Raw genomic sequence first — 23,460 nt, 5'->3', positions numbered from 1 at the left:
TCAGGTGGCCTTCTCCTGGGCCGGAACCCCGGCCGCCGCCTGCGTAGCCGCCCAGCTGGCGAGGACCTTCAGCGCGTCCTCGGACGGGCTGCCTGGCTCGGCGGTGTAGATGTTGATCCGCAGCCCGGGATCCGCGGGGAGCTCCATCGCCTCGTAGGCCAGGTCCAGGTCCCCCACGATCGAGTGGTGGAGTCGTTTGCGGCCGGTGCGGTGGTACTTCACGTCGTGCCGGGCCCAGCGGACGCGGAATTCCTCGCTGCGCGTTGAGAGCTCCCCGATCAGGTCGGACAGGTCCTTGTCGTACGGGTTCTTCCCGGCCGTGGACCGCAGCACGGCCACGATGTCGTCAGCGGCGCGCTCCCAGTCGGCGAAGAACTCCCGCGCTTTCGGGCTCAGGAAGGTGAACCGTGCGCTGTTGGGTGGGGTGCCGCCGTCGGTCATCATCTCCAGGTACAGGGCCCGGCCCAGCTCATTGGACGCCAGCACATCGCCGCGGTCGTTGCGGACCCAGGCCGGCGCCGCCGTAATTGCATCGATCACCCGCTGCACGCTGGGCCGCACCGTCTGCGGGCTCCGCTTGCGCCGTGCCCGCGGAGCAGCCGTGGACGCGCGGGCCAGGTCGAAAAGGTGGGCTGTCTCGGCGTCGTCCAACTGCAGGGCGCGGGCCAGGGACTCCAGGACACTGTCCGACGCTCCGGACAGATTTCCCCGCTCCAGCCGGATGTAGTAATCGATGCTCATTCCGGCGAGCATGGCCACCTCCTCCCGGCGCAGGCCCTTAACCCGCCGGTTGCCGCCGTACGCGGGCAGCCCGGCGTCGTCCGGTGTGATCCTGGCGCGGCGGGAGGTCAGGAACTTCCGCACGTCATCGCTGTTCGTCATGGCTCCCACGCTACGCCGGGCAAATATCCCAAGGGAGGGACTGCCAGCCCCTCCCACAAACCCGTCCACCCCAATACCGTGAAAGGCATGGTTATGGAACTCACGCTCAACAACAAAATCACAATGCCGGCGCTCGGCCTGGGCGTCTTCCAGAGTCCCCCGGAAGAGACCACGGCGGCGGTCCAGACAGCGCTCGAGGTGGGCTACCGGCACATCGACACCGCCGCCGCCTACGGCAACGAGCGGGAGGTTGGCGAGGGCATCCGCCGCTCCGGCCTGGACCGGGCCGACGTGTTCATCGAGACCAAGATCTGGGTGAGCGACTACGGCTACGACCGGGCCCTGCACGCCTGGGACAAGGCCGCCGGCAAGCTGGGCGTGGAGCAGCTGGACCTGTTCATCCTGCACCAGCCCGCCCCGGACCGGTTCGAGAAGACCATCGCCGCGTACAAGGCGCTGGAGACCCTGCTCAAGGACGGGCGGGTGCGGGCCATCGGCGTCAGCAACTTCATGCCTCACCACCTGGCGCAGCTGCTCGAGGAAACCGACGTGGTCCCTGCCGTCAACCAGATCGAACTGCACCCCTACTTCGCCCAGCGGAACGTCCAGGCCGCGGACGCCGAGCACGGCATCCTCACCCAGGCGTGGTCGCCGATCGGCGGCATCACGTTCTACCCGGGCTGGGGCGAGAACCGGAAGAACGTCATGCGGGACCCGGCGATCGCCGCCGTCGCGCAGGCCCACGGCAAGACCCCCGCCCAGGTGATGCTCCGCTGGCACCTGCAGCAGGGCCGCTCCGCCATCCCCAAGTCCACCAACCCGGCCCGCATCGCGGAGAACTTCGACGTGTTCGGCTTCGAGCTTTCCGCGGCCGAGCTCGCCGCCATCGACGCCCTGGACACCGGCGTCCGCAGCGGTCCCGACCCGGACGTGGCCCGCCCCGAGCGGTTCGCCATGGTCATCCCCGAAGCCTAGAAGCCCAAGAAGAGAAGGAACCAGCATGGAATACCGCCCGCTTGGCCGCACCGGTGTGCAGGTCAGCCCCCTCTGCCTCGGTGCCATGATGTTCGGCCCGTGGGGCAACAACGACCGCGCCGACGCCACCCGCATCATCCACCACGCCCTGGATGCCGGCATCAACTTCGTCGATACCGCGGACGTCTATTCCGCCGGGGCCTCCGAGGAGATTGTCGGGGAGGCACTGGCCGGCCGCCGCGATGACGTCTTCCTGGCCACCAAGTTCTTCATGCCCATGGATGAGGACCGCCCCAACCGCCGGGGCGGCTCCCGCCGCTGGATCATGCGCGCGGTAGAGGACTCGCTGCGCCGGCTGAACACCGACTACATCGACCTGTACCAGGTGCACCGGCCCAGCCCTGACACCGACGTGGAGGAAACCCTGGGCGCCCTCACCGACCTGGTCCGCCAGGGCAAGGTGCGCTACATCGGCTCCTCGTCCTACTCCGGCTCCCAGATCGTGGAGGCGCAGTGGGCGTCCCGCGAGCGGAACCTGGAGCGGTTCGTCACCGAGCAGCCGCCGTACTCCATCCTGACCCGCGGCATCGAGGAGGATGTGCTGCCCACCGTGCAGCGGCACGGCATGGGGACACTGACCTACAGCCCGCTGGCCGGCGGCTGGCTTTCCGGCCGGTGGCGGAAGGACTCGGCATCCAGGCCCACTTCCAGTGCCCGTCCCAGCGCCCGGTTCGACATGACCCAGCCCGCCAACCAGCGCAAGCTGGACATCGTGGAGGAGCTCGCCCAGGTGGCCGAATGGGCCGGCGTCACCATGATCGAGCTGGCCATCGCGTTCGTGATCAACCACCCCGGCGTTACCTCCGCCATCGTGGGTCCGCGCACCATGGAGCAGCTGGAGTCCTACCTCCCCGCGGCGGACACCAAGCTGGCGCCCGAGGTGCTGGACCGCATCGACCAGCTGGTGGCGCCCGGCGTCACCGTCAACCCGGACGACAACAGCTACGGCGCCCATGAACTGACGGCACAGGCACGACGGCGGCACCGGGCTTAAATGCCGGCGCCCGCCTCACTCTCTAACCCCCTATGAAAGGAAAAACCATGGCAACGTGGCTCATTACAGGCTGCTCCACCGGACTTGGCCGGGCACTGGCGGAAGCCGTGCTCGCGTCCGGGCACAACGCCGTCGTCACCGCCCGCAAGGTGGAAACGCTGCAGGAGGTCACGGCCGGCTTCCCGGACACCGCGCTGGCACTCCCGCTGGACGTCACGGACAAGGCGCAGATCAGCGCGGCGGTCAAGGCGGCGGAGGAAAAGTTCGGCAGCATCGACGTGCTGGTCAACAACGCCGGCTACGGCTACCGGGCCGCCGTGGAGGAAGCGGACGACGGCGACATCCGCCGCCTGTTCGACACCAACTTCTTCGGGGCCGTGGACATGATCAAGGCAGTCCTCCCGGGCATGCGTGCCAACAAGGCCGGGTCCATCCTGAACATCTCATCCATCGGCGCCCGGATCACCCCCGCCGGCTCCGGCTACTACGCGGCCACCAAGGCGGCGCTGGAGGGCATGTCAGGGTCGCTGCGCAACGACTGAAACCGCTGGGCATCAACGTCACCGTCATCGAACCAGGCGGCTTCCGGACGGACTTTGCGGGCCGCTCGCTGACCCAGTCCTCGACGGCGATCGACGACTACGCGGACACGGCCGGCAAGCGCCGCAAGGAACACGACACCGCCCACGGCAACCAGCCCGGCGACCCGGACAAGGCCGCCCGGGCCATCATCGCCGTCGTCGAATCCGCCAACCCGCCGGGCCTCCTGGTCCTGGGCACCGACGCCTTCGGCGCGTTCGGCAAGGTGGCGGAAGCCCAGCGCGCCGAGCTGGAGCAGTGGCAGGAGCTGAGCACCAGCACCGACATCACGGACTGAGCCGGTCAGCCACCGGCCGGGCTGGCTTCAGCGACGCGCAACTTCATCTTCGCGGCTCATATTCCCCCACGCAGCCCAAATCAGGGCCGCGAAGGGGAATGTGCGCGTCGGAAATGAAGAGGCGCGTCGCAGCAAAACGGCGCAGGCCCGGTGCGAGGGTGAGTTCGCGCTACCTACCTGGGGGCAGGGACGGCAGCGTGGTCAGGCTGAGCTGCGCGCGGTGGTGACGGTAGTGCTTGGGCGCCCACTCCAGGACGTCCCGGCGGCTCATCCACGGCATGAAATACGGGTCCCACGCGGTGGGCATCGTCATGCCGCGGCCCAGCGCATCCTGGTTGGCGTGGCCGTACCAGTTCACGATCACCGCCGTAGTCCGGTCCATCATCCGGAGCATGCCGGCCGGCTTCAGGACCCGGCCCCCGGCGGCGCTCCCGGCCCAGTTCACCCAGTTGTACGGGCGGGCGAACGAATCCAGGAGGCGGCTCCAGGTCCGGGAGGCCAGGGGCGGCAGGTGCGAGAACAGCCCCAGGAGCGGTATGCCCGCCAGCGTGATGTTCTGGCCGAGGACCATGTGGAAGAGCAGTTGCCGGTTGGTCCACCGCGTTCCGATGGACGGGAGGTCCAGCTCGTCATCGCTGGCGCCCAGGACGATGTTCCGGAAGTCGGCCGCGATCCACAGCAGGTCCGCCTTCACTGGGTCACTGTCCGGTTCCGTCATCGGGGCCTCCCGTCCTTGGGCATCAGCCGGTGGTCACATCATAGGCTGGCAGGTTCGGCGGTGCGTCCGTGCTGCAGGCCCGTGGCGAAGCCGATGGTCACGGGCACCGGCGCGGACGTTCCGCAGCAGGAGTCCCCGGCGGTGTCGGCGGCGTCACCGGCCTCGGTAGGGAGGCTGGTGGAGCACACCCCGGTCTCCGGCAGTTCGAGTTCCACGGCGTCCGCGGCTTCGGTATCACCTGCCAGGGCTGCGGCGATGGAGCGGACCTGTTCATAGCCCGTGGCCATGAGGAAGGTGGGCGCCCGGCCGTAGGACTTCATGCCGGCCAGGTAGAAGTCCTTTTCCGGCTGTTCCAGGATCCTGGCGCCATGGGCCGGAACCGTGCCGCAGCTGTGGAAGTCAGGATCGATCAGCGGGCCCAGGGCCTTGGGGGCATCGACGGCCGGATCCAGGTCCAGCCGCAGCTCGGACAGGATGGACAGGTCTGGCCGGAACCCTGTGGCCGGGATGACCCTGTCCACGGTGAGGCTGCGGCCATCCGTTGCGTGCACGGTGACCTTGCCGTCACGGGTTTCGAGGCGGCCGGTGTGGAAGTTTGTGAGGAGCTGGACGGCACCGGTGTCGACGGCGGTGTGCAGCCGGGCGCCCAGCTGGCCGCGGGCGGGCAGCTGGTCGGCGTCCCCGCCGCCGTAGGCACGGGCAGGCGTGGCGGCCCGGATGGCCCAGAAGACTTCCGTTCCCGGGTTGGCGCGGGCCACGCGGGCCAGGTCCAGGACCATGTTGGCGGCGGAGTGTCCGGAGCCGATGACAAGGGTGCGGCGGCCGGCGAATCCGCCGCCGGTCACGTCCGGCAGGGGCCCGGTGACCAGCCCGGCGGCCCGGGCTTCCGCCTCACCCGGGGCGGGCAGGCCGGAAGCTCCCAAGGGCGCCGGCGTGGTCCAGGTTCCGGAGGTGTCAATCACGGCGCGGGCCAGGAGCTCCGACGTTTCCCCGCTGCCGTCCTGGATGCGCAGGAGGAATGGGGCGGCGTCGCGGCCCTGGCTGCGGCCCTTGTCCATGCCCTGCCGGCTGACAGCAACTACCTTCGCCCCGGTCCGGATCCGGTCCTTGAGTTCCGGTGTGGCGGCCAGCGGTTCCAGGTAGTCGGAGACGATCTGGGAGCCGTACGGCAGCGCGGTGGGGCGGGGCGCTTCCCAGCCGGCCCGTTCCAGCAGGCGCACGGCGGCGGCATCCAGGTTGTACTTCCACGTGGAGAAGACGCGCACATGGCCCCACTCGCGGATGGCGGCACCCACCGTGGGCCCGGCCTCGAGCACGATGGGTTCCAGTCCGCGTTCCATCAGGTGCGCGGCCGCGGCCAGGCCGACGGGCCCGGCGCCGATGACGGCCACGGGGAGGGATGCGGAGCTTGCCTTGTGGCTCATGAGAGCACCTTTCGGTCGGCCGCCGGGGCGGCGGAAACAGCAGCAAAGGAGGGGTAGAGGAAGCGGACCAGGAGGAAACCGGCGGCGCCGCCCAGCAGCTGCGCCAGGATGAAGGCAGGGGCCGACGGCGGCGCGATGCCGGCAAAGGTGTCCGTGACGGTGCGCGCCATGGTCACCGCAGGGTTGGCGAAGCTGGTGGAGCTGGTGAACCAATAGGCGGCCGTGATGTAGCCGCCGACGGCGAACGCCACGCGGTCAGCACGGCCCGACCGGACGGTGCCGAAGATGACCAGCAGCAGGCCCACCGTGGCAATGACTTCCCCCAGCCAGAGCGGGACGCCGGTGCGCTGGTGCGTGGACCAGCTGACGGCGTCCAGCCCGAACATCAGGTTGGCGGCCACCGTGCCGGCCAGGCCGCCCAGGATCTGCCCCGCAACCAGGCCGGCCGCCGTTGTCGTGTCGATCATCCCCAGCGCCCGTTCCACCAGGGTCACCACCGGATTGAACGACGCCGACACCGGCTGCAGTGCCATGATCAGCGCCACCAGCGCGGCACCCGTGGCGAGGCTGTTCTGCAAAAGCTGCAGGCCGACGTCGTCCGGTGACAGCCTGGAGGCCATCACGCCCGAGCCGACCACGGCCATGACCAGGAACGCGGTGCCGAGAAACTCTGCCGTGGCACGCCGGGCCAGACCGGTCATGCGGCCTGCCCGCCGATCAGGGCGGCCAGGTTCTGCAGGGCCTCGGTGCGGGCCCGGTAGTAAACCCACACGCCGCGCTTTTCCCGCTCCAGCAGACCCACCTCATGCAGGATCTTCAGGTGGTGGCTGATGGTGGGCTGGGACAGCTCGAAGGCATCGTTGAGGTCGCAGACGCAGGCTTCGCCGCCCTCATGCGAGGCGACCATGGACATCAGCCGCAGCCGGACCGGATCCGCCAGGGCCTTCAGCAAGGGGGCGATCCCTTCAGCTTCCGGCAGGGACAAAGGCTCCCGGGCCAGCGGCGCGCAGCACGCCACCGCCTGGACCGGGGTCAACTCCAAAGACATAGACACACGTAAATATTTACACTCATCTATGTCTTTGGCAACCCCAACATTCCGCTGTACGAAAGAGCCCCTTGCACCCTTCTGCGCACGGGCAAATAGGATGGCACCTGGAGCTAACCGCCGCACACGAAGGGCGCACCATGATCGAGATCCTCACCCCGGCTGAGGTGGCCCGCGCCCGGGAGACCGGCGCCCTGGTGGCTGACATCCTGCAGGCGATGAAAAGCCGTGCAACCGTCGGCACCAACCTCCTGGACATCGACCAGTGGACCAAGGAGATGATCACCGACGCGGGGGCGGAATCCTGCTACGTGGACTACGCGCCGTCCTTCGGCCGGGGTCCCTTCGGCCACTACATCTGCACGGGCGTCAACGATGCCGTGCTGCACGGGCTGCCCCACAACTACGCACTGGCCGACGGCGACCTGCTGACCCTGGACCTCGCCGTCGTCAAGAACGGGATGGCCGCGGACGCCGCCATCAGCTTCATCGTGGGCAAATCACGGCCGGCGGAGAGCGTGGCCATGATCGAGGCGACCGAACGCGCCCTGGCAGCCGGGATCGCCGCCGCAGGGCCGGCAGCGAAGATCGGGGACATCTCGTACGCCATCGGCCGCGTCCTCATTGATGCGGGGTATCCGGTCAACACGCAGTTCGGCGGCCACGGCATCGGTTCCACCATGCACCAGGACCCGCACGTGCCCAACACCGGGCGGCCCGGCCGCGGCTTCAAGCTGCGGCCCGGGCTTCTGCTCGCGCTGGAGCCATGGATCATGGCGGACACGGACCAGCTGGTGACGGACGACGACGGGTGGACGCTAAGGAGCGCCACCGGCTGCAGGACGGCCCACACCGAGCACACCATCGCCATCACGGAGGACGGAGCCGAGATCCTGACGCTGCCTTCGAGGTAGGCCTTACTCCGTCCCGGCCACCGCGCTGCGGCGTTCCAGGAGCAGGGTGTCCTGCCAGTGCCCGGCCTTGGGTCCGTGGCTGATCCGCGCGATCCGTTCCCTGGTTCCCACCACCCGGAAGCCGAGCTTCCGGTGCAGCGCCAGGCTGGCCGTGTTCTCCGGGAAGATGCTGGACTGGATGGTCCAGATTCCTGCCGCCTCCGTGGAATCGATCAGTGCACCGAGGAGCAGCCTGCCCACGCCCCGGCCGTGCGTTTCCGGCGCCACGTAAATGGAGTGCTCCACGACGCCCCGGTAGACCTCCCGGGACGAAACGGACGTCACGGCGGCCCAGCCCAGAACCCGGCCCGCGTCCTCGGCGATCAGCCGGTGCCCGGGCAACCGGCCGCCGTCGAACGCCTCCCAGGTGGGCGGCTCGCTCTCGAACGTCGCCTCCCCCGTGGCGATGCCGGCGGCGTAGATCGCGTGGACGGCGTCCCAGTCCTCGGGGCACATGGGGCGGATGGTGACGGGGCTGTGCATGGGTTCCATTATGGTGGCCGACCACGGCGGTGGTGGGCCAGGCACCTCCCCGGCGGGACAGGCTGTAAATATTCCGTCAATAAAACGGCCCTGCCGCCCCGGCCGCGCGTGCACCGTCCTTTGATGGAGGCAGGTCAGCACATGCACGCGACGGCGAGGAGCGGAGATGCGGTGGGATGAGGCGCCTGATGACCGTGGCAGGGTCAGGTTTGCCGCGGCAGCCGAGGCCGTGGAGGGCTACGGCGGGCGCGCACTGAACGGCCGCGCCCTCCACCCGGCCGGCGGCTACCTTTTCCCCGACCAGGACGGCGAGGGGTGGTGGGTCATTTTCCAGCCGTGGCCCTCGACGGGCGGGCAGGGGCACAGAGTGCCCGGCGACATCCTGGCCTGCAACGATTCCTACGGCGACATGGTGCATGTGATAGTGCTGGCGGCGGGCGTGCGGGAGGACGACGCCGAGGCCGCCTTCCGCGCGGACGTCCCGGTCAGCCTGGCGGACGCCGCGCGGGTGGCGGCAACAGTGCCGCACGTGGCTGCCCCTGCGCACAGGGACGGGACGACGACGTATCCCCCGGTCAGCCGACGTGGACCCACGGGCGCTGGGTGACGTCCGGGACGGCCTCGCGCAGCACCTCCCTGGTCACGGGCGCGATTTCGCCCTCGCCCAGGAACAGGAACCGCACCAGGTTGGTGATGGGATTTCCCTCAGTCCAGCGGAAGTAGATGTGCGGCATGAGCCCCGTGACGTCCCTGATATGCAGCAGTACCGAGGCGATGGTATTGGGAACAACCGGCCCGTGGACTTCCAGGATGTGGTACCCGTGGCGGTTCACGCCACGGACGTACAGTTCCGTTTCGAAGTCGGAGGAGTCATCCACGATCACTTCCAGGAACAGGGCATCGCCTGCCAGCGGGAGGTGGCTGACCTCGATGGCCGACTCAAGCTTGTCCCGGTATGCCTCCGCAGACATCCGCAGCGGCTCGTGCGCGATGATCGCGATGGGGCCGTCCAGGGTGCTGGACATGAACTCCAGGGCCTGCTGGTCCAGGTGCACCCGGGTTGCATGCAGCTCAAAGGACCGGCGGACCCTGGACAGCAGGGAGATGACGATGATGCCCAGGATGAAGATCGCCGCGATCCGGATGCCTTCGGGCCGCTCGAAGATGTTGGCCACCGTGGTGTACGCGAACACCACGGAGATGGCACCGAAGCCGAAGGTGAGGTTCCGTTGCCCGCGCCGGCGCGCCGACAACGTGACGGCCACCGCGGCGGAGGTCATCAGCACCAGGACGCCGGTGGCGTAGGCACCGCCCTGGGCGTCGACGTCGGCGTTGAAGATGAAGGTGATGAGGAACCCGACCAAGGTGAACACAAGCACCAGGGGCCTGACAGCCTTGGCCCACTCCGGGGCCATGCCGTAGCGGGGCAGGTAGCGGGGAACCAGGTTCAGCAGGCCGGCCATGGCCGAGGCACCGGCAAACCAGAGGATGCCGATGGTGCTGATGTCGTAGACGCTGCCGAAGCCCACGCCCAGGTATTCGTGCGCCAGGTAGGCCAGGGCACGCCCGTTCGCCTGGCCGCCGGGCTGGAATTCCTGTTCCGGAATCAGGACAACGGTAATGAAGCTGGTGGTCAGCAGGAACACGCTCATGATCGCCGCAGCCGTGGTGAGCATGCGCCGGGCTCCGCGGATTCGGCCGGCCGGGTTCTCCTCCGTGTCATCCGCCGCTCCGCGGACCTGCGGCATCACGGCAACGCCGGTTTCGAAGCCGGACAGGCCCAGCGCCAGTTTGGGGAACACCAGCAGTGCGATGGCCACTGTCATCAGGGGGTTGCCGTGGGACACCCACAGATTCGTCCACCAGTCGCCCATCGCCACCGGGTGGGAGACCACCTGCATCAGGGTGGCAACCACCACCACCGCATTAAGGCCCAGGTACAGGACAACCAGGAAGACGGCGACGCCGATCGCTTCCTTGAACCCGCGCAGGAAGACGGCAGCCAGCAGGGCCAGCAGGAAAAGCGTTACGGGGACGTTCTGGTTTTGGAGCCAACCGGGGGCAACAGGGTTGCCGATCAGGTGTGCGGTGGCATCGGCGGCCGAGAGCGTCATGGTGATCATGAAGTCGGTGGCGGCGAACCCGAGCAGGACCAGCACCAGGAGCTTTCCTCCCCAGCGGGGCAGCAGCCGCTCCAGCATGGCAATGGAGCCCTCACCGCGGGGGCTTTCACCGGCAACCCGGCGGTAGACCGGCAGGGCACCCAACAGTGTCACGGCCACAAGGACCAGGGTGGCCAGCGGGGAGATGACACCGGCTGCCAGCGCGGCGATGGCCGGCTGGTAGCCCAGGGTGGAGAAGTAGTCCACGCCGGTAAGGCACATGACCTGCCACCACGAGTGCTTTTTTTCGTGCTGGGTGGGAACACCGCCGGGGCCCTGGTGGGTGCCCTTGCTGTCCTGCAGCCCGAACAGCAGCCAGTCCTTCAGCGCCTCCCTTCCGTGCGGGTGGGTGGCGGAAGGATCCGCCGGGGGCCTGCTCAACGTGGTCATGTCTGCCTTTCCGCGCTGCCCGTTGCACCGCGATCATTGCGAAGCTAGCACCGGCGAAATTGGCGGAAGCGCCAGAAAGGGAATTCTTGATGTTTCCTTTACGCGTGATGTTCGACGGCGGCCGGAGCGGTCCGGCGGCAGGTCACGGCTCGAAGCGGTAGCCCATGCCGGCCTCGGTCAGCAGGTGGCGGGGGCGGGCGGGATCCGCCTCCAGTTTGCGCCGCAGTTGGCCCATGTAGACGCGCAGGTAGTGGGTCTCGTTGTCATAGCCGGGACCCCAGACCCTGGCGAGCATCTGCTGTTGCGTTATCAGCCGGCCGGGATTCCGCACCAGCATTTCCAGGATGGCCCACTCGCGGGGGGTGAGCCGGACCGGGTCCCCCGCCCGGGTCACCTTCCGGTTGGCCAGGTCCACCTGGAAGTCACCCACATCGATGGCGGCCCCGCCGTCCGCCACGTCCAGCGTGCCGCTCCGGCGGCCGGCAACGCGCAGCCGGGCCAGGAGTTCGTCCAGGCCAAACGGCTTGGTGACGTAGTCGTCCGCCCCGGCGTCCAGGGCCCGGACCTTGTCCACGGACCCGTGCCGGGCGGAAAGCACGATGATGGGCATGCTGCTGGTGCGGCGGATCCTGGTGATCACGTCCACGCCGTTGATGTCCGGCAGTCCGAGGTCCAGCACCATGGCATCCGGATGGCCGCCTTCCGCGTGCTTCAGGGCGGCCACCCCGTCCAGGGCGGTCAGCACCCGGTAGCCCTCAGCCTCCAGGTTGACCTGGAGGGCACGCAGGAACTGCGGCTCGTCGTCAACGATCAATACTGTCCTCATGAGGTGCTGGTGCCTGCTTTCCGGCGAGGGGTGGAAACGTCCGGTGCGGCAACCTGGGGCAGGCGGATGACCATGGTCAGTCCCCCGCCCGGGGTCGGCTCGGCCAGCAGGTGACCGCCCATGGCCTCGGTGAAGCCTTTCGCGACGGCGAGGCCAAGCCCCATCCCGAGTCCCGCGGGGGCGTCGTCGAGGCGCTGGAAGGGCTGGAACATGCCCTCGACGGCGGCAGCGGGCACGCCCTGCCCGTGATCGACGATGTGCAACTCGCCAAAGGGGGCGCCGCCGTCGACCACTCCCCTGGTTCGCGTCGAAACGCCGACGATGGCCACGTCGGACGCCGGCGCGTATTTAAGCGCGTTTTCCACGATGTTGGCGATGACCCGCTCCAACATCCCCAGGTCGGCATAGATCGCAGGCATGTCCGGGGGAAGCTCCACCCGGATCCGGTCCGCCGGGAGGCCGCGCAGCGCGTCCTCGATTGCATCACGCCACGTGACGGGCGCTGTCAGTGGCGCAGCCGAACCGCTGGAGATCCGGGACATGTCCAGGAGGTTGGCGATCAGGGCGTCCAGGCGCTCGGTGTAGGACTCGACGGTCTCGAGCATCTCGGCCTGCACCTCATCGGGAAGCCTGCGGCTCTGGCGCCGCAGGGCCGTTACGGCCAGTTTTATCCCCGCCAGCGGCGTGCGCAGGTCATGGCTGACCGCCCGCAGGATGGCCGTGCGGACGTTGTTGCCCTCGGCCATTTTGGCGGTGCTTTGCAGTGTCCGTTGAAGGGCATGGCGCTGGCGCAGCAACAGGAGGTGGGCGCCGTGGGCGGACAGGAGGAGCCGGTCCCCGGCGGTGAGGGTTCGCCCGGAGAGGACCAGGGCTGTCCGTTCGTCGGCGAGTTCCACGCTGTCCGTCAACCCTGCCGTGTCCGGGGAGGGAGGAGGCGCCTCCCCGGAGAACGCCTGGAGCTCCCATGCTGCGTCTTTGTCCCCGGATGTGGTGAAGAGCCCGGCCGAACGGACCTGGAAGGTTTCCCGGACCTTGCCCATGAACGCTGCAACGGTGTCATCGGCCAGGAGGGCATCGTGGGCGAGGTCCGCGAGGGTGGCGGCTTCCGCGCGGGCCCGTGCGGCTTCCCGGGCGCGCCTTGCGGACAGGCCCACCACCAGTGACACGGCCACCGCGGCACTGAGGAAGACCAGCAGCGCGAAGACGTTTTGCGGGTCGCTGATATTGAGCGTTCCCACCGGGTCCGTCTGGAAGTAGTTCAGCAGCAGCGAGTCCAGGACGGCGGCGAGCACCGCAGGCCACAGGCCGCCGATGAACGCCACGGCCATCACCCCGGTCAGATGGACCAGTGCGTGGGTGGCGAGGTTGAGCTCCGGATTGCGGGACAGCGCCGCCGTTACCAGGACCGGGAGGACCACAGCCAGGACGAAGCCGATCAGCGTGCGCCTGCCGCTGAGCGCCGCGGGAGATGGCCCCGGCAATCCAGGGCCGCCCTGGGGAAGGGAGACGATGTGCACGTCGATATCGCCCGAGCCCCGGACCACTTTGGCGCCTGCACCGATACCGAGGATCCTGCTCCGGAGCGTCCCTGGTGAGGCGCCGATGACGATCTGGGTGGCGTTGACGCTGCGGGCGAATTCCAGGAGGGACCCCGCTGCGTCCTCGCCGGACACCGTATGGCAGGTGCCGCCGAGGTCGGCGACGAGGCGCCGCTGCGCGTCCAGCAGCTGCCCTCGCGTCGCGGCCGTGCTTTCGGCGCGCCGGACGTGAACCGCCAGCAGGTCCCCGCCGTTGACCCGGGACAGGATCCGGGCCGCCCTCCTGATGAGCAGCTCCCCTTCGGGGCCTCCACTGAGTCCGACGACAACCCGCTCGCGGGCCGGCCAGGTGGCGGTGATCCCCTGGCTTTTCCGGTAGCCCGCCAGCCCTTCGTCCACCCGGTCCGCCAGCCAGATCAAGGCGATTTCACGCAGGGCAATGAGATTGCCCAGCCGGAATTCGTTGGCCAGGACAGCGTCGATCCTGTCCCTGGGCACAACCTTCCCGTCTGCAACCCTCTGGCGCAGGAGTTCGGGCGATATGTCCACCAGCTCGATGTGGTCTGCCCGCCGCACCACGGCGTCCGGGACCGGTTCCCCGTCTGGTTCGTCGGTGATTGCGGCGACGACGTCTTTCAGCGATGCCACATGCTGGACGGCAAGCGTGGTGAGCACGTCCGTCCCCGCCGCCAGAAGCTCCTCGATGTCCTGCCAGCGGCGGGTATTCCTGCTGCCCGGAGCATTGACGTGCGCATACTCGTCGACGACGGCCACCTCCGGTTTCCTTGCCAGCACAGCGTCCAGGTCAAGCTCGGGTACCTCCGCCCCGTTGCCGTCGGGCAGAAGGCGCGGCGCCACGACGTCGAGCCCGTCAAGGAGCTGCCCGGTGTCAGGCCTCCCGTGCGCGGCGGCGATGCCGACCACGACGTCCCTGCCGCCGGCCAGGATCTGGTGCGCCTCGCGCAGCATGGAGTACGTGGTGCCGGCCCCCGCGGCCGCACCCAGGAAGATCCGAAGCGTTCCCCGTGCCATACCCACAGTCTTATCCCCTCCGGCCATACTGACCAACCCGCTGCCTCCGCGGGTCAGACGTGGGCGGGCGCTCGAGCAAAACCTGCCGGGTGTGAGCGGGCGTGGCAGGGGCAGCCGCGGTAGCTCAGTAAGCTGGCGGCATGCCCGCCCTTTCCGCCCTGCTGCCCACCCTGGTGGCCCTTGCCATCCTGGCGGCACTCACGGTGGGAATCCTCTGGGGCGCGCGGACGCCGTCGTACCTCTCCCCTGCCCTGGCCATCCTCCGCGGGGCAGCCCAGCTCGCTGCCATCAGCCTGGTGCTGGGCGGCGTCATCAGCAACCCGCTGTGGGTGGGGGTGGCCCTGCTGGTCATGTTCACCGTGGCGTCCGTGACGGCAACACGAAGGCTCAGCTGGTCCTGGCGCCGCTTCGCCCTGGTGGCGGTGACCATGGCTGCCGGCATCCTGGTGACGGTGGCCGTCGTGTTTGGAACGGGCGCCATCGAATTCGCGCCGCGGTACCTGCTGGCCGTGGGCGGGATCGTGATCGGCAACTCGATGACCATCGCCACCCTGGCCGGACGCCGTTTCTTCGAGGCCGTCCTGGAGCAGTGGGACCAGGTGGAGGGCTGGCTGGCGCTGGGGGCGACGCCCCGGCAGGCCACCCTGCTCCAGGCGCGGCAGGCAGTGCACTCGGCCCTGATCCCGTCCACTGACCAAACCAAGACCACCGGGCTGGTCACCCTTCCCGGCGCGTTCGTGGGCGCGATCTTCGGCGGCGCCTCACCCCTGGAGGCCGGCCGGTTCCAGGTGGTGGTGCTGGCCTCGATCATGGCGGCCGGGTCCATCACCGCCGTCGCTCTGATCCGCTCGCTGGGCAACGTGAAGGTGCGGCCGGAACCGGTGTAGGCCGGGCGTCAACGGGCCGGTTGCCTCCGTCCGGGGGCACCTTACGGCCGGTTTTTCCAGGCGCGCACGAATGGTGCTTTCCCCAGGGCGGTCCGTTCAAGCCGCTCCACCAGCCGGATGTCCACGGGCATGTGCGCCGCGCCGGCAGCCATAAGGGCGGCGGTCACCGCAGCCCGGACGCCTTCCTCGGATTGCCCGGGTGCGAGTCCGGCCAGCAGCACCCGCAGCCCGGACGGTTCCTGGATGACCTGCCAGCCTGCGACGGCCGCCTGGTCCAGGACCTGGTGGAAGACATTCGGGTGCACGTTGACGGTGCCGGTCCTGCCCGGCAGTTGCAGGACGTCCTCGATGCGCCCCTCGATATCCTCCATGACGGTGAAACTGCGTCCGCAGGGGCAGCCCCTGCCGCCGAGCCTTACGGTGTCCGACATCTCGTACCTGATCAGCGGCACGGTCCGGGAGAACAGGACGGTGACCAGGAGCTTGGACCCGGTTGTCCCCGCCGGGACGGGGTTGCCGGCCTGGTCCACGGGTTCGATGATGAGGAGGTCCTCGTAAACGTGGCGGTTCCGGTAGGTGCAGGGGGATGCGATCCCCGCCGTTTCGGTGGCGGCGTAGACGTCGAAAGGGGCGCTGCCCCACGCGGATTCCAGTTCCGCTGCGGCCTGGGCGCTGAGCACCTCGGAGGCTGACATCACCCCCTGCGGCGCGATGTGCAGCCGCCCTGCCAGCTGTTCCGCGGCCAGGGGTTTGAGCGCTGAGGCGTAACCGACGAGGACCCGGGGCTGGAACCGGTTGAGGGCGGCGACGTTCTCCTCCATGGGTGCGGTGACGTCCAGGCGAAGGGTGGGGACCACTCCGGAGCGCACCGATGCGCCGACGACGGCTGACTGGTGGGTGGGGACCCGCGAGCTGACCAGGGCCACCTTCAGCGGCCGGGTCTGCCCCAGGGTAAACCCTGCCCAGTCGTTCGCGCGGGCGTACGAGGCCAGGACGGTAGCCCACTCCGCGCGGTTCCAGACGAACGTTCCGCGCCGGCCGGTGGTCCCGGCTGTCGCCGCCGCCCACCAGCGGCCCTTCCATGGCAGTCCGGGGTCTCCACCGCTCTCGACGAGCGACCGCAGATGGCCTTCCACTTCCGCCAGCGTCAGGTCCGGGGTGGTGATGGCCTCATCGAAGTGCTCCATCAGGTCTGCTTTGGTCACGGGCGGCAGCCGGTCCAGCGGAGCGTCGTGCAGGCCGGCATGGTGGCGGCGGTAGAACTCCGAGCCGGCGTAGGCCGCCCGGCGCAGTTCCGTCAGGGCATGGTCCTGGTGTGCGGCGATCCGGGCGGCGTCCCAGCGGTCCCGTTTCCGCCACGCAGCCCGGAGGAACAGCACGCGGGGGACCAGGCGGAGGTCCACGGCGGTTGCCTGACGTTGCCTTGCCGCGGTCCGGCCTGTCAGCCCTGCTTGACCAGAGCCGCCTCGAGGTTGATCTTGACCTTGTCGCTGACCAGCACGCCGCCGGCTTCCAGCGCGGCGTTCCAGGTGAGCCCGAACTCCTTGCGGCTGATTTCGGCTTCCGCGGAGAATCCTGCCCGCGTGGCGCCAAAGGGATCCACGGCGACGCCGGTGAACTCAACCTCAAGCTCCACCGGCCGGGTCACGCCCTTGATGGTCAGGTCCCCCGTCAGGGTGTATTCCTCCCCGTCCCCTTCGATGTGGGTGCCGCGGAACGTCATTTCGGGATACTTTTCGACGTCGAAGAAGTCCGCGCCCTTCACGTGCGCGTCACGGTTGGCGTCACCGGAGTCAAAACTTGCCGTGGACACCGTGGCATGCACCGAGGACTCCTCCAGGGACCGCCCCACCCTGGCTTCGGCGCTGGCCTGGGTAAAGCGGCCACGGACCTTGCTGATTCCGGCATGTCGGACGCTGAAGCCGATCTCGCTGTGGGACATGTCCAGGAGCCATGTTCCCGGCGTGAGTTCCTGGGGAAGGGTCATTGTCATTCTCCTTACTCGTAGGGCCGCAGGCTTCGCTGCCCGCTACAGGGGCAAGACTGCGGATGCCCCTAAATATTCCCCATAAAACCCGCAGATATAAGGGTCCGGGGTGAACCGGGAGGGAACTTCGGGCGTATACATAGACGTGGCTCTACGTTTATTGACCGCCCTGGCGCTGTTCATCGATGCCGGCGTCCATCTCTTCCTGGCCCCGGGCTACCAGGCCGCGCAGCCGGGCACCATCAGCCAGGGCACCCTGTTCCTGCTCGAAGCCGCGGCGGCCCTGGTGGCCGGCCTCTATGTCCTGGTCCGCGGCAGCCGCGCCGCCTACGCACTCGCCCTGGCGGTGGCACTGAGCGCCTTCGCCGCCGTCATGCTCTACAGATACGTGGACATCCCGGCCATAGGTCCGATTCCGGCAATGTACGATCCCGTATGGTTCTTCTCGAAAACCCTCAGCGCCGTCGCCGAAGGGGCGGGATCGCTGCTGGCTCTGGCGGGCCTGGTCCGTAGCGGCCGCGGGAGAAGGGCCGACGACGGCACGGGGGTCCGTGCCGGGCGTCGCCGGCCGTGACGATCGCCGGGTCAGTTGCCAGCATGCGGGGGAGGTGGCAGATGGGCGCAGCCGGATGGGCGATGTCCGGGCACGCGATGCCTGACGCGGTGGCAACCCTGGCCGCCTACGCGCTCCCGGCCTTGTGGCTGTCATCCCTGTCCGCCTCCGGACCGGTCCTCCAAATGGCAGGCCTGTGTGCGGGCGCCCTGGTGACCGCGGCCGCCGTCGGCTCTGTCCTGCGGCGCATCCCGCGCCTCTCAACTCCGGCAGACCGCGTCACCCTGCTGCGTGCCGTCCTGGTGGCACTCTGCGCCGTGGTGGCCGTCCCGGAACTGTTCACCGGGCGCAGCAGTTTCCTGGTGCCGGCCCTGGGCGGCGTCGCCTTCCTGCTGGACGGGCTGGACGGCGCCGTGGCGCGGCGGACCGGAACCGCATCCCCGGCGGGGGCACGCTTCGATGCCGCCACCGACGCCGCGCTGGTGCTTGTGCTGTCCATCGCGGCCGCGGCGGTGGCGGGCACGTGGACACTGGCGATCGGGGGCATGTACTACGTGTTCACGGCCACGGGATTCTTCCGGCCGCACCTGCGTGAGCCGCTGCCGCCCAGTGTTTCCCGCAAGGCCATCGGGGCCTTCCAACCGCTGGCGCTGCTGGTGGCGCTTGTCCCTGGTATCCCGTGGGCTGCCGCCTTCCCGGCGGTGGCGCTGGCGCTGCTCACGTATTCCTTCACGCGCGATGTGGTCCAGCTGGAGATCCGCCACCGCTCCCGAGAGCTTCCCGCTGCCCACGCTCACTTTCGACACCCACATTCCCCGGCGCTGCCCGAATAGCCCGAGCGCTAGGGAATATGCGCGTCGCAGGTGTTCAAGCGCGTCGCCACAAGAAGTCTGGTGCGGACTTCCCCTGCCTCACCCCAGGCTGGCGAGGGCCTTCCGAAGGCGCGCGCCGGCGTCGTCCGCAACCTCTTTGACCGCGGCAGCGTCACTGAGCTGGACCATGGTCTGCGGGTCAATGGCCTCGACGGTGGTCTCGGTGGCATCGGCCTTACGCCGCACCACCACGTTGCAGGGCAGCAGCGCACCCATTTCCGGCTCGGCTGCGAGGGCACGGCTGGCAAGGGCCGGATTGCAGGCGCCCAGGATGACGTAATCCCCGACGGCGTCCGCGGCCTCGGCGCCCAGCTTGGCTTCGAAGGTGGACCGGACGTTGATTTCCGTCAGGATCCCGAAGCCCTGTGCCGCAAGGGCCTCGCGGGTGCGCTCCAGCGCTTCCGCCCAGGGCAGGGACACGGTGGTGGCCAGGGTGTACGTCATGGTGCTCCTCGGGATATTCGACGGTCCGCTGATAATGCAGGCTGATTAGGCCAGGGAGAGGAAGAGCTTCTCCAGGTCCTTCCGGTCCATGGTCTGGTCCTTCTGCGTGATGCACTGCTCCAGCCCGGTGGCAATGATGGCGAAGCCGGCGCGGTCGAGGGCTTTGGACACGGCGGCCAGCTGGGTGACCACGTCCTTGCAGTCCCGGCCTTCTTCAAGCATCCGGGTGACGGCGGCGAGCTGTCCCTGGGCGCGCTTGAGGCGGTTGATCACGGGCGTGAGTTCGGTTGGGTTCAGTTCCATAAGAAGGGTCTCCATTGATGGGGTGCTCCCGTCAACTGTATACCCCTCCGGGTGTTTTGACTACCCCCGGGGGTATCTGTGATACTCGGTGGGGTATCCAGCCCATCCCTTCCGAGAGGCATCAATGACTTCCCCTTCAAAAGCAACCGCCGTTAAAGCGCTTGCCCCCGAAACCCTCCGGTCCTGGTTCACGGAGCACCAGGACCTCGTGGTCATCGACGTGCGCTCCGCCGCCGAATTCGAGTCCATGCACATCCGCGGCTCCTACAACGTGCCGCTGCCGCTGCTCTCGGAGCACACCGATGAGCTCGCCGCCCGGCTGGGTTCACGCGTGGTCCTGGTCTGCCAGTCCGGCGTCCGCGCCGAGCAGGCCCGGCAGCGGATGGCCACCGTCGGCCTCGACACCGCCTACGTCCTCACCGGCGGCGTTCCGGGCTTCGCCGCCGCGGGCGGCGACGTGGTCAAGGGCAAGGACCGCTGGGACCTGGAGCGCCAGGTCCGCCTGGCCGCCGGCTCCCTGGTGATGCTGGGCCTGGTGGGCGGCAAGTTCGTCTCCCCCAAGGTCCGCATGCTTGCCGGCGCCATCGGAACCGGCCTGACGTTCTCGGCCGCAACCAACACCTGCGCCATGGGCAAGGCCCTTTCGGCCATGCCGTGGAACAAGGCCGCCAAGGAGCCCACCCGCGAAAGCGCCATCCTCCAGCTTCCCGTTCCGGCAGCAGAAGAGGACGCCGCGGCATGATTCCGGCCCTGGGCCTGGGGCTTGTCGTCGGCATCGTCCTGGGCGTCGTGGGCGGCGGCGGCTCCATCATCGCCGTTCCGGCCCTGGTGTACGGCGTGGGCATGAGCCCCGCCCAGGCGATTCCGACGTCGCTGCTGGTGGTGGGCGTATCCTCGCTCACGGCCCTGCTCCCCAGGATCCGGGAGGGCCTGAACTGGCCCGTGATCGCCCTGGTCGGCGGCGCCGGGATTCCGGCGGCCTGGGCCGGCGCGGCCGTGGGCAAGCTGCTGGACCCGAACCTCCTGATGCTGGCGTTCGCCGGAATCATGGTGGCCGCAGGCATCCGGATGCTGATGAAACCCCGTGAAACCGAAGGGTCCTGCAGCACGGGGCCGCACCGGGCGTTCCGCTCCTGCGCCCCGAAGGCCGTAGGCGTTGGCCTGCTCGTCGGGTTCCTCACCGGGCTGCTCGGCGTGGGCGGCGGCTTCCTCATCACCCCGGCGCTGACCATCTTCCTGGGCCTGCGCATGAAGCAGGCCGTCGGAACGTCACTGGCAATCATCGTGGTCAACTCCGCTGCCGGCTTCAGCGCCCACGCCGCCGGCTACACCGTCGACTGGGCCACCACCCTGGCGTTCGCGGTCCCGGCAATCCTGGGATCCGTCGTCGCCGCGCGGCTGGCCCGCCGCCTGCATGACAAGCACATCCGCATCTCATTCGCGGTACTCATCTTCGCCGTCGCGGCATGGGTCACCGCCGGCACGGTCACCGCCTGACCCACCAAGAGGAGAACACCATGGGACTCATCGATTCCCTCAAAAAAGCCTTCAGCAAGCCCTACAAGACGGTATCCGTGGCGCAGGCCAAGGAACTCCTGGGCTCGGGGGCCACCCTGATCGACGTCAGGTCAGCCCAGGAATGGCGGACCGGCCGGGCGCCGCAGGCCAAGCACGTCCCCCTGGACCGGCTGCAGGCCAGCACCGCCGGGATCCAGAAGACCCGCCCCGTGATCGCCGTCTGCGCCTCCGGAGTACGGTCCGCCTCAGCAGCACGCCTCCTGGCCGCCAGGGGGTACGACGCCTACTCGGTACGCGGCGGATGGCCGCATGGCGCCAAGCCGGCGAGCCCGTCCGCTAGGCAAGCAACACCACCCGGCAACCCAGCCGAAACCACTTCAAAGGAGAACCACCATGGCTGAAATCACCATCACCGAAACCGACCAGCGCCGCTCCACCGCCCGGATCCTTGACGTCCGCGAGGACTTCGAAGTCGCCGAAGGGATGATCCCCGGCGCATTGCACATCCCCATGGGCGAGCTGCAGGCCCGCTTGTCCGAACTGGACCCGGCCGTGCCCGTGATCGCCATTTGCCGCAGCGGCAACCGCAGTGCCGCCGTCGCTGAAGCCCTCAACGGCGTCGGCTACAAGGCGGACACCATGGCCGGCGGCATGACCGCGTGGACCCGCGCCGGACTCCCCACCACCTAGGCCCTGCCGCATGTTCGCCCCCACCTACGGCGCCGCCGCCGAACGCCACCCGGACATCACCTTCGCCAAGGTGGACACCGAAGCCGAACAGGCCCTCGCCGCCGCAGCAAACATCACCTCCATCCCCACCCTGATGGCCTTCAAGGACAAGACCCTCGTCTTCTCCCAGCCTGGAGCACTCAACGCCACCGGCCTCGAGGAAGTCATCCAGGCCGTCAAGAACCTGGACATGGCCAAACTCCGCGCCAAAGCCGGCCACCAGCACGCCTGAGCCACCGGCGGCACATCAGTCCTGTTCCCCTCGTTGCGTTATACCCCGGGGGGTATCTATACTTGATTCAGAACCCCCTCCATCCCCTTTCACCCGAAGGAGAGCACCAGATGCTTATCGAACGCATATACGACGAAGACCTGGCCCAAGCCAGCTACCTGATCGGCTGCCAGGCCAAGGGTGAAGCCATCGTGGTGGACGGCCGCCGCGACATCGCCGTCTACCAGGACCTCGCCGCGAAAAACGGCATGAAGATCGTGGCCGTCACCGAGACCCACATCCACGCCGACTACCTCTCCGGCACCCGCGAACTTGCCGCTGCCACCGGCGCCAGGATCTACGTCTCCGGCGAGGGCGGCCCGGACTGGCAGTACGAATTCGACGGCGAGCGGCTGTACGACGGCGACACCATCACCCTGGGCAACATCACCATCAAGGCGGTCCACACCCCGGGCCACACCCCGGAGCACCTGTCCTTCCTGGTGACCGACGGCGCGTTCAGCAACCAGCCCGGCTACCTGCTCTCAGGCGACTTCGTGTTCTCCGGCGACCTGGGCCGGCCTGACCTGCTGGACGAAGCAGCCGGCGGCGTGGACACCCGCTTCGTGGGCGCCAGGCAGCTCTTCGCCAGCCTGCGCGACAAGTTCCTGACCCTGCCGGATTACGTCCAGGTCCACCCCGCGCACGGCGCGGGCAGCGCCTGCGGCAAGGCCCTCGGCGCCATCCCGTCCTCCACCGTGGGCTACGAACGCCTCTACGCCTGGTGGGGCCCGTACCTCGCCGCCAATGACGAGCAGGGCTTCATCGATGAACTCCTGGACGGCCAGCCCGACGCCCACGCCTACTTCGGCCGCATGAAGCGCGAAAACCGCGTGGGGCCGGCCGTCGTGGGCGAACGCGCTCCGCTGAAGGAACTGGACACCGCCGTCGTGGCCAAGGGCCTGGCGGAGGACACGCTGACGTTCATCGACACCCGTTCCAATGACGAAGTGCACCGCGGCACTGTGGCCCGGTCCCTGAACGTCCCCGCCGGGAAGTCCGTGGCCAGCTACGGCGCCTGGGTGGTCAACCCGGAAACGGACAAGAACCCGCTGGTGCTCCTTGCCAAGGACCGGGACCAGGCCCAGGACATGTGGGACCATCTGGTCCGGGTGGGCATCGACAACGTGGCCGGCTACGTCACCGGCATGGACGGCCTGCCCACCTTCACTCCCAAGCTGATCCAGCCGGAGGAACTCGGGAAGTTCGACGCCGCGATGCTCCTGGACGTCCGCAACAAGACCGAGTACAAGGCCGGGCATGTCCCGGGCGCGTACCAGCTCAGCGGCGGCCGCCTCATGTGGCACCTGGATGAACTGCCGGCCGGCGGCACCATCGTGTCCTACTGCCAGTCGGGCGTCCGGAACTCCGTCGCCGCCAGCGCCCTGCGCCGGGCCGGGTACGACGTCGTCGAACTCGATGGCAGCTACGCCGCCTGGAAAGCCTGGCAGAACAGCGTCCCCGCCGCCTAGCCACTCCACCCAAGACCACCCGGGCAGGACCCCCCCCCTCGTGCCCGGGTTCAGGTCCGGGC

24 protein-coding genes and 3 pseudogenes are annotated in these 23,460 nt (G+C 68.7%); 14 read left to right on the top strand and 13 right to left on the bottom strand.

Translation table 11 applies throughout. The annotated features are described in order from the left end of the window. On the bottom strand, window positions 1-882 hold the full coding sequence (locus tag ACV095_RS04440) for a helix-turn-helix transcriptional regulator (RefSeq protein ID WP_056393152.1): 882 nt from the start codon (window positions 880-882) through the stop codon (window positions 1-3). Between the two features lie 93 nt (window positions 883-975). Here ACV095_RS04440 and ACV095_RS04435 point away from each other — a divergent pair, with 93 nt between their 5' ends. The 3 genes and pseudogenes from ACV095_RS04435 (at window position 976) to ACV095_RS04425 (ending at window position 3,788) form a co-directional block, all read left to right on the top strand. Then, window positions 976-1,857 carry an aldo/keto reductase gene (locus ACV095_RS04435; RefSeq protein WP_268001876.1) on the top strand — a complete coding sequence of 294 codons (882 nt, stop codon included), beginning with the start codon at window positions 976-978 and terminating at the stop codon, window positions 1,855-1,857. Window positions 1,858-1,882: 25 nt separating this feature from the next. Then, on the top strand, window positions 1,883-2,911 hold the full coding sequence (locus tag ACV095_RS04430) for an aldo/keto reductase (RefSeq protein ID WP_144601364.1): 1,029 nt from the start codon (window positions 1,883-1,885) through the stop codon (window positions 2,909-2,911). A 47-nt stretch (window positions 2,912-2,958) separates the two neighbouring features. Further along, window positions 2,959-3,788, top strand: a pseudogene (locus tag ACV095_RS04425) (oxidoreductase). A gap of 169 nt (window positions 3,789-3,957) precedes the next feature. On the opposite strand, the gene ACV095_RS04420 reads toward ACV095_RS04425, so the two are convergent. The 4 genes from ACV095_RS04420 to ACV095_RS04405 are packed head-to-tail and all read right to left on the bottom strand — an operon-like array spanning window position 3,958 to window position 6,978. Continuing rightward, window positions 3,958-4,506 carry a DinB family protein gene (locus tag ACV095_RS04420; protein ID WP_478222974.1) on the bottom strand — a complete coding sequence of 183 codons (549 nt, stop codon included), beginning with the start codon at window positions 4,504-4,506 and terminating at the stop codon, window positions 3,958-3,960. A 38-nt stretch (window positions 4,507-4,544) separates the two neighbouring features. Then, window positions 4,545-5,930 carry an FAD-dependent oxidoreductase gene (locus tag ACV095_RS04415; RefSeq protein ID WP_478222973.1) on the bottom strand — a complete coding sequence of 462 codons (1,386 nt, stop codon included), beginning with the start codon at window positions 5,928-5,930 and terminating at the stop codon, window positions 4,545-4,547. After that, complete coding sequence (locus ACV095_RS04410; RefSeq protein ID WP_478222972.1) at window positions 5,927-6,631, bottom strand: aquaporin; 705 nt, start codon at window positions 6,629-6,631, stop codon at window positions 5,927-5,929. Before ACV095_RS04410 ends, ACV095_RS04415 begins: the two co-directional genes overlap by 4 nt. After that, window positions 6,628-6,978 (bottom strand): ArsR/SmtB family transcription factor, encoded by a 351-nt coding sequence (locus ACV095_RS04405; protein ID WP_018768779.1) that lies wholly within the window; start codon window positions 6,976-6,978, stop codon window positions 6,628-6,630. Before ACV095_RS04405 ends, ACV095_RS04410 begins: the two co-directional genes overlap by 4 nt. Before the next feature lie 140 nt (window positions 6,979-7,118). On the opposite strand from ACV095_RS04405, the gene map reads away from it, so the two are divergent. Further along, a complete protein-coding gene (gene map / locus ACV095_RS04400; protein WP_478222971.1) occupies window positions 7,119-7,892 on the top strand; it encodes a type I methionyl aminopeptidase in 774 nt (257 codons plus the stop codon). Between the two features lie 3 nt (window positions 7,893-7,895). Here the strand turns inward: map and ACV095_RS04395 are convergent, their stop codons facing one another. Further along, complete coding sequence (locus ACV095_RS04395; protein ID WP_018768782.1) at window positions 7,896-8,414, bottom strand: GNAT family N-acetyltransferase; 519 nt, start codon at window positions 8,412-8,414, stop codon at window positions 7,896-7,898. A gap of 166 nt (window positions 8,415-8,580) precedes the next feature. Here ACV095_RS04395 and ACV095_RS04390 point away from each other — a divergent pair, with 166 nt between their 5' ends. Next, the gene (locus ACV095_RS04390; protein ID WP_478222970.1) at window positions 8,581-9,021 is read left to right on the top strand and encodes a hypothetical protein; all 441 of its coding nucleotides are present in this window, start codon (window positions 8,581-8,583) and stop codon (window positions 9,019-9,021) included. On the opposite strand, the gene ACV095_RS04385 is transcribed toward ACV095_RS04390, so the two are convergent. The 3 genes from ACV095_RS04385 to ACV095_RS04375 form a co-directional block, all read right to left on the bottom strand. Further along, window positions 8,990-10,966 carry an APC family permease gene (locus ACV095_RS04385; RefSeq protein ID WP_018768784.1) on the bottom strand — a complete coding sequence of 659 codons (1,977 nt, stop codon included), beginning with the start codon at window positions 10,964-10,966 and terminating at the stop codon, window positions 8,990-8,992. The two genes, ACV095_RS04390 and ACV095_RS04385, sit on opposite strands and share 32 nt — an antisense overlap. A gap of 142 nt (window positions 10,967-11,108) precedes the next feature. Next, entirely contained in the window at window positions 11,109-11,792 is a 684-nt protein-coding gene (locus ACV095_RS04380; protein WP_144601359.1) for a response regulator, read from the bottom strand. Beyond that, the gene (locus ACV095_RS04375; protein WP_478222969.1) at window positions 11,789-14,362 is read right to left on the bottom strand and encodes a DUF4118 domain-containing protein; all 2,574 of its coding nucleotides are present in this window, start codon (window positions 14,360-14,362) and stop codon (window positions 11,789-11,791) included. Before ACV095_RS04375 ends, ACV095_RS04380 begins: the two co-directional genes overlap by 4 nt. Before the next feature lie 140 nt (window positions 14,363-14,502). On the opposite strand from ACV095_RS04375, the gene ACV095_RS04370 reads away from it, so the two are divergent. Beyond that, complete coding sequence (locus ACV095_RS04370) at window positions 14,503-15,249, top strand: ABC transporter permease (RefSeq protein WP_478222968.1); 747 nt, start codon at window positions 14,503-14,505, stop codon at window positions 15,247-15,249. A 41-nt stretch (window positions 15,250-15,290) separates the two neighbouring features. Here the strand turns inward: ACV095_RS04370 and ACV095_RS04365 are convergent, their stop codons facing one another. Continuing rightward, a complete protein-coding gene (locus ACV095_RS04365) occupies window positions 15,291-16,652 on the bottom strand; it encodes a phenylacetate--CoA ligase family protein (RefSeq protein WP_478222967.1) in 1,362 nt (453 codons plus the stop codon). 38 nt (window positions 16,653-16,690) lie between these two features. Then, the gene (locus tag ACV095_RS04360) at window positions 16,691-17,236 is read right to left on the bottom strand and encodes a YceI family protein (RefSeq protein ID WP_018768789.1); all 546 of its coding nucleotides are present in this window, start codon (window positions 17,234-17,236) and stop codon (window positions 16,691-16,693) included. A 160-nt stretch (window positions 17,237-17,396) separates the two neighbouring features. Here ACV095_RS04360 and ACV095_RS04355 point away from each other — a divergent pair, with 160 nt between their 5' ends. Together ACV095_RS04355 and ACV095_RS04350 are read left to right on the top strand one after the other, a co-directional pair. Continuing rightward, window positions 17,397-17,810 (top strand): hypothetical protein, encoded by a 414-nt coding sequence (locus tag ACV095_RS04355; RefSeq protein WP_018768790.1) that lies wholly within the window; start codon window positions 17,397-17,399, stop codon window positions 17,808-17,810. A gap of 41 nt (window positions 17,811-17,851) precedes the next feature. Further along, complete coding sequence (locus tag ACV095_RS04350; protein ID WP_478222966.1) at window positions 17,852-18,622, top strand: CDP-alcohol phosphatidyltransferase family protein; 771 nt, start codon at window positions 17,852-17,854, stop codon at window positions 18,620-18,622. Window positions 18,623-18,700: 78 nt separating this feature from the next. On the opposite strand, the gene ACV095_RS04345 is transcribed toward ACV095_RS04350, so the two are convergent. Beyond that, entirely contained in the window at window positions 18,701-19,105 is a 405-nt protein-coding gene (locus tag ACV095_RS04345; protein WP_056392781.1) for a DUF302 domain-containing protein, read from the bottom strand. A gap of 45 nt (window positions 19,106-19,150) precedes the next feature. Further along, complete coding sequence (locus tag ACV095_RS04340) at window positions 19,151-19,408, bottom strand: metal-sensitive transcriptional regulator (RefSeq protein WP_018768793.1); 258 nt, start codon at window positions 19,406-19,408, stop codon at window positions 19,151-19,153. A gap of 124 nt (window positions 19,409-19,532) precedes the next feature. Between ACV095_RS04340 and ACV095_RS04335 the strand changes: the two genes are divergently transcribed. The 6 genes and pseudogenes from ACV095_RS04335 (at window position 19,533) to ACV095_RS04310 (ending at window position 23,398) form a co-directional block, all read left to right on the top strand. Further along, window positions 19,533-20,150, top strand: coding sequence for a rhodanese-like domain-containing protein (locus tag ACV095_RS04335; RefSeq protein WP_018768794.1), 618 nt, complete (start codon window positions 19,533-19,535; stop codon window positions 20,148-20,150). Then, on the top strand, window positions 20,147-20,905 hold the full coding sequence (locus tag ACV095_RS04330; RefSeq protein WP_018768795.1) for a sulfite exporter TauE/SafE family protein: 759 nt from the start codon (window positions 20,147-20,149) through the stop codon (window positions 20,903-20,905). The genes ACV095_RS04335 and ACV095_RS04330 overlap by 4 nt, the downstream gene beginning before the upstream one ends. Before the next feature lie 20 nt (window positions 20,906-20,925). Further along, window positions 20,926-21,266: pseudogene (locus ACV095_RS04325) on the top strand (rhodanese-like domain-containing protein). A 53-nt stretch (window positions 21,267-21,319) separates the two neighbouring features. After that, a complete protein-coding gene (locus ACV095_RS04320; RefSeq protein ID WP_018768797.1) occupies window positions 21,320-21,616 on the top strand; it encodes a rhodanese-like domain-containing protein in 297 nt (98 codons plus the stop codon). Window position 21,617: 1 nt separating this feature from the next. Further along, window positions 21,618-21,887: pseudogene (locus tag ACV095_RS04315) on the top strand (thioredoxin family protein); the annotation flags it as partial. A 110-nt stretch (window positions 21,888-21,997) separates the two neighbouring features. Next, window positions 21,998-23,398, top strand: a complete 1,401-nt coding sequence (locus tag ACV095_RS04310; RefSeq protein WP_478222965.1) for an MBL fold metallo-hydrolase — start codon at window positions 21,998-22,000, stop codon at window positions 23,396-23,398. Window positions 23,399-23,460 lie beyond the last annotated feature (62 nt).

The organism is Arthrobacter sp. JDC6, from assembly GCF_056484025.1.
This window is presented reverse-complemented; position numbering and strand designations above follow the sequence as displayed.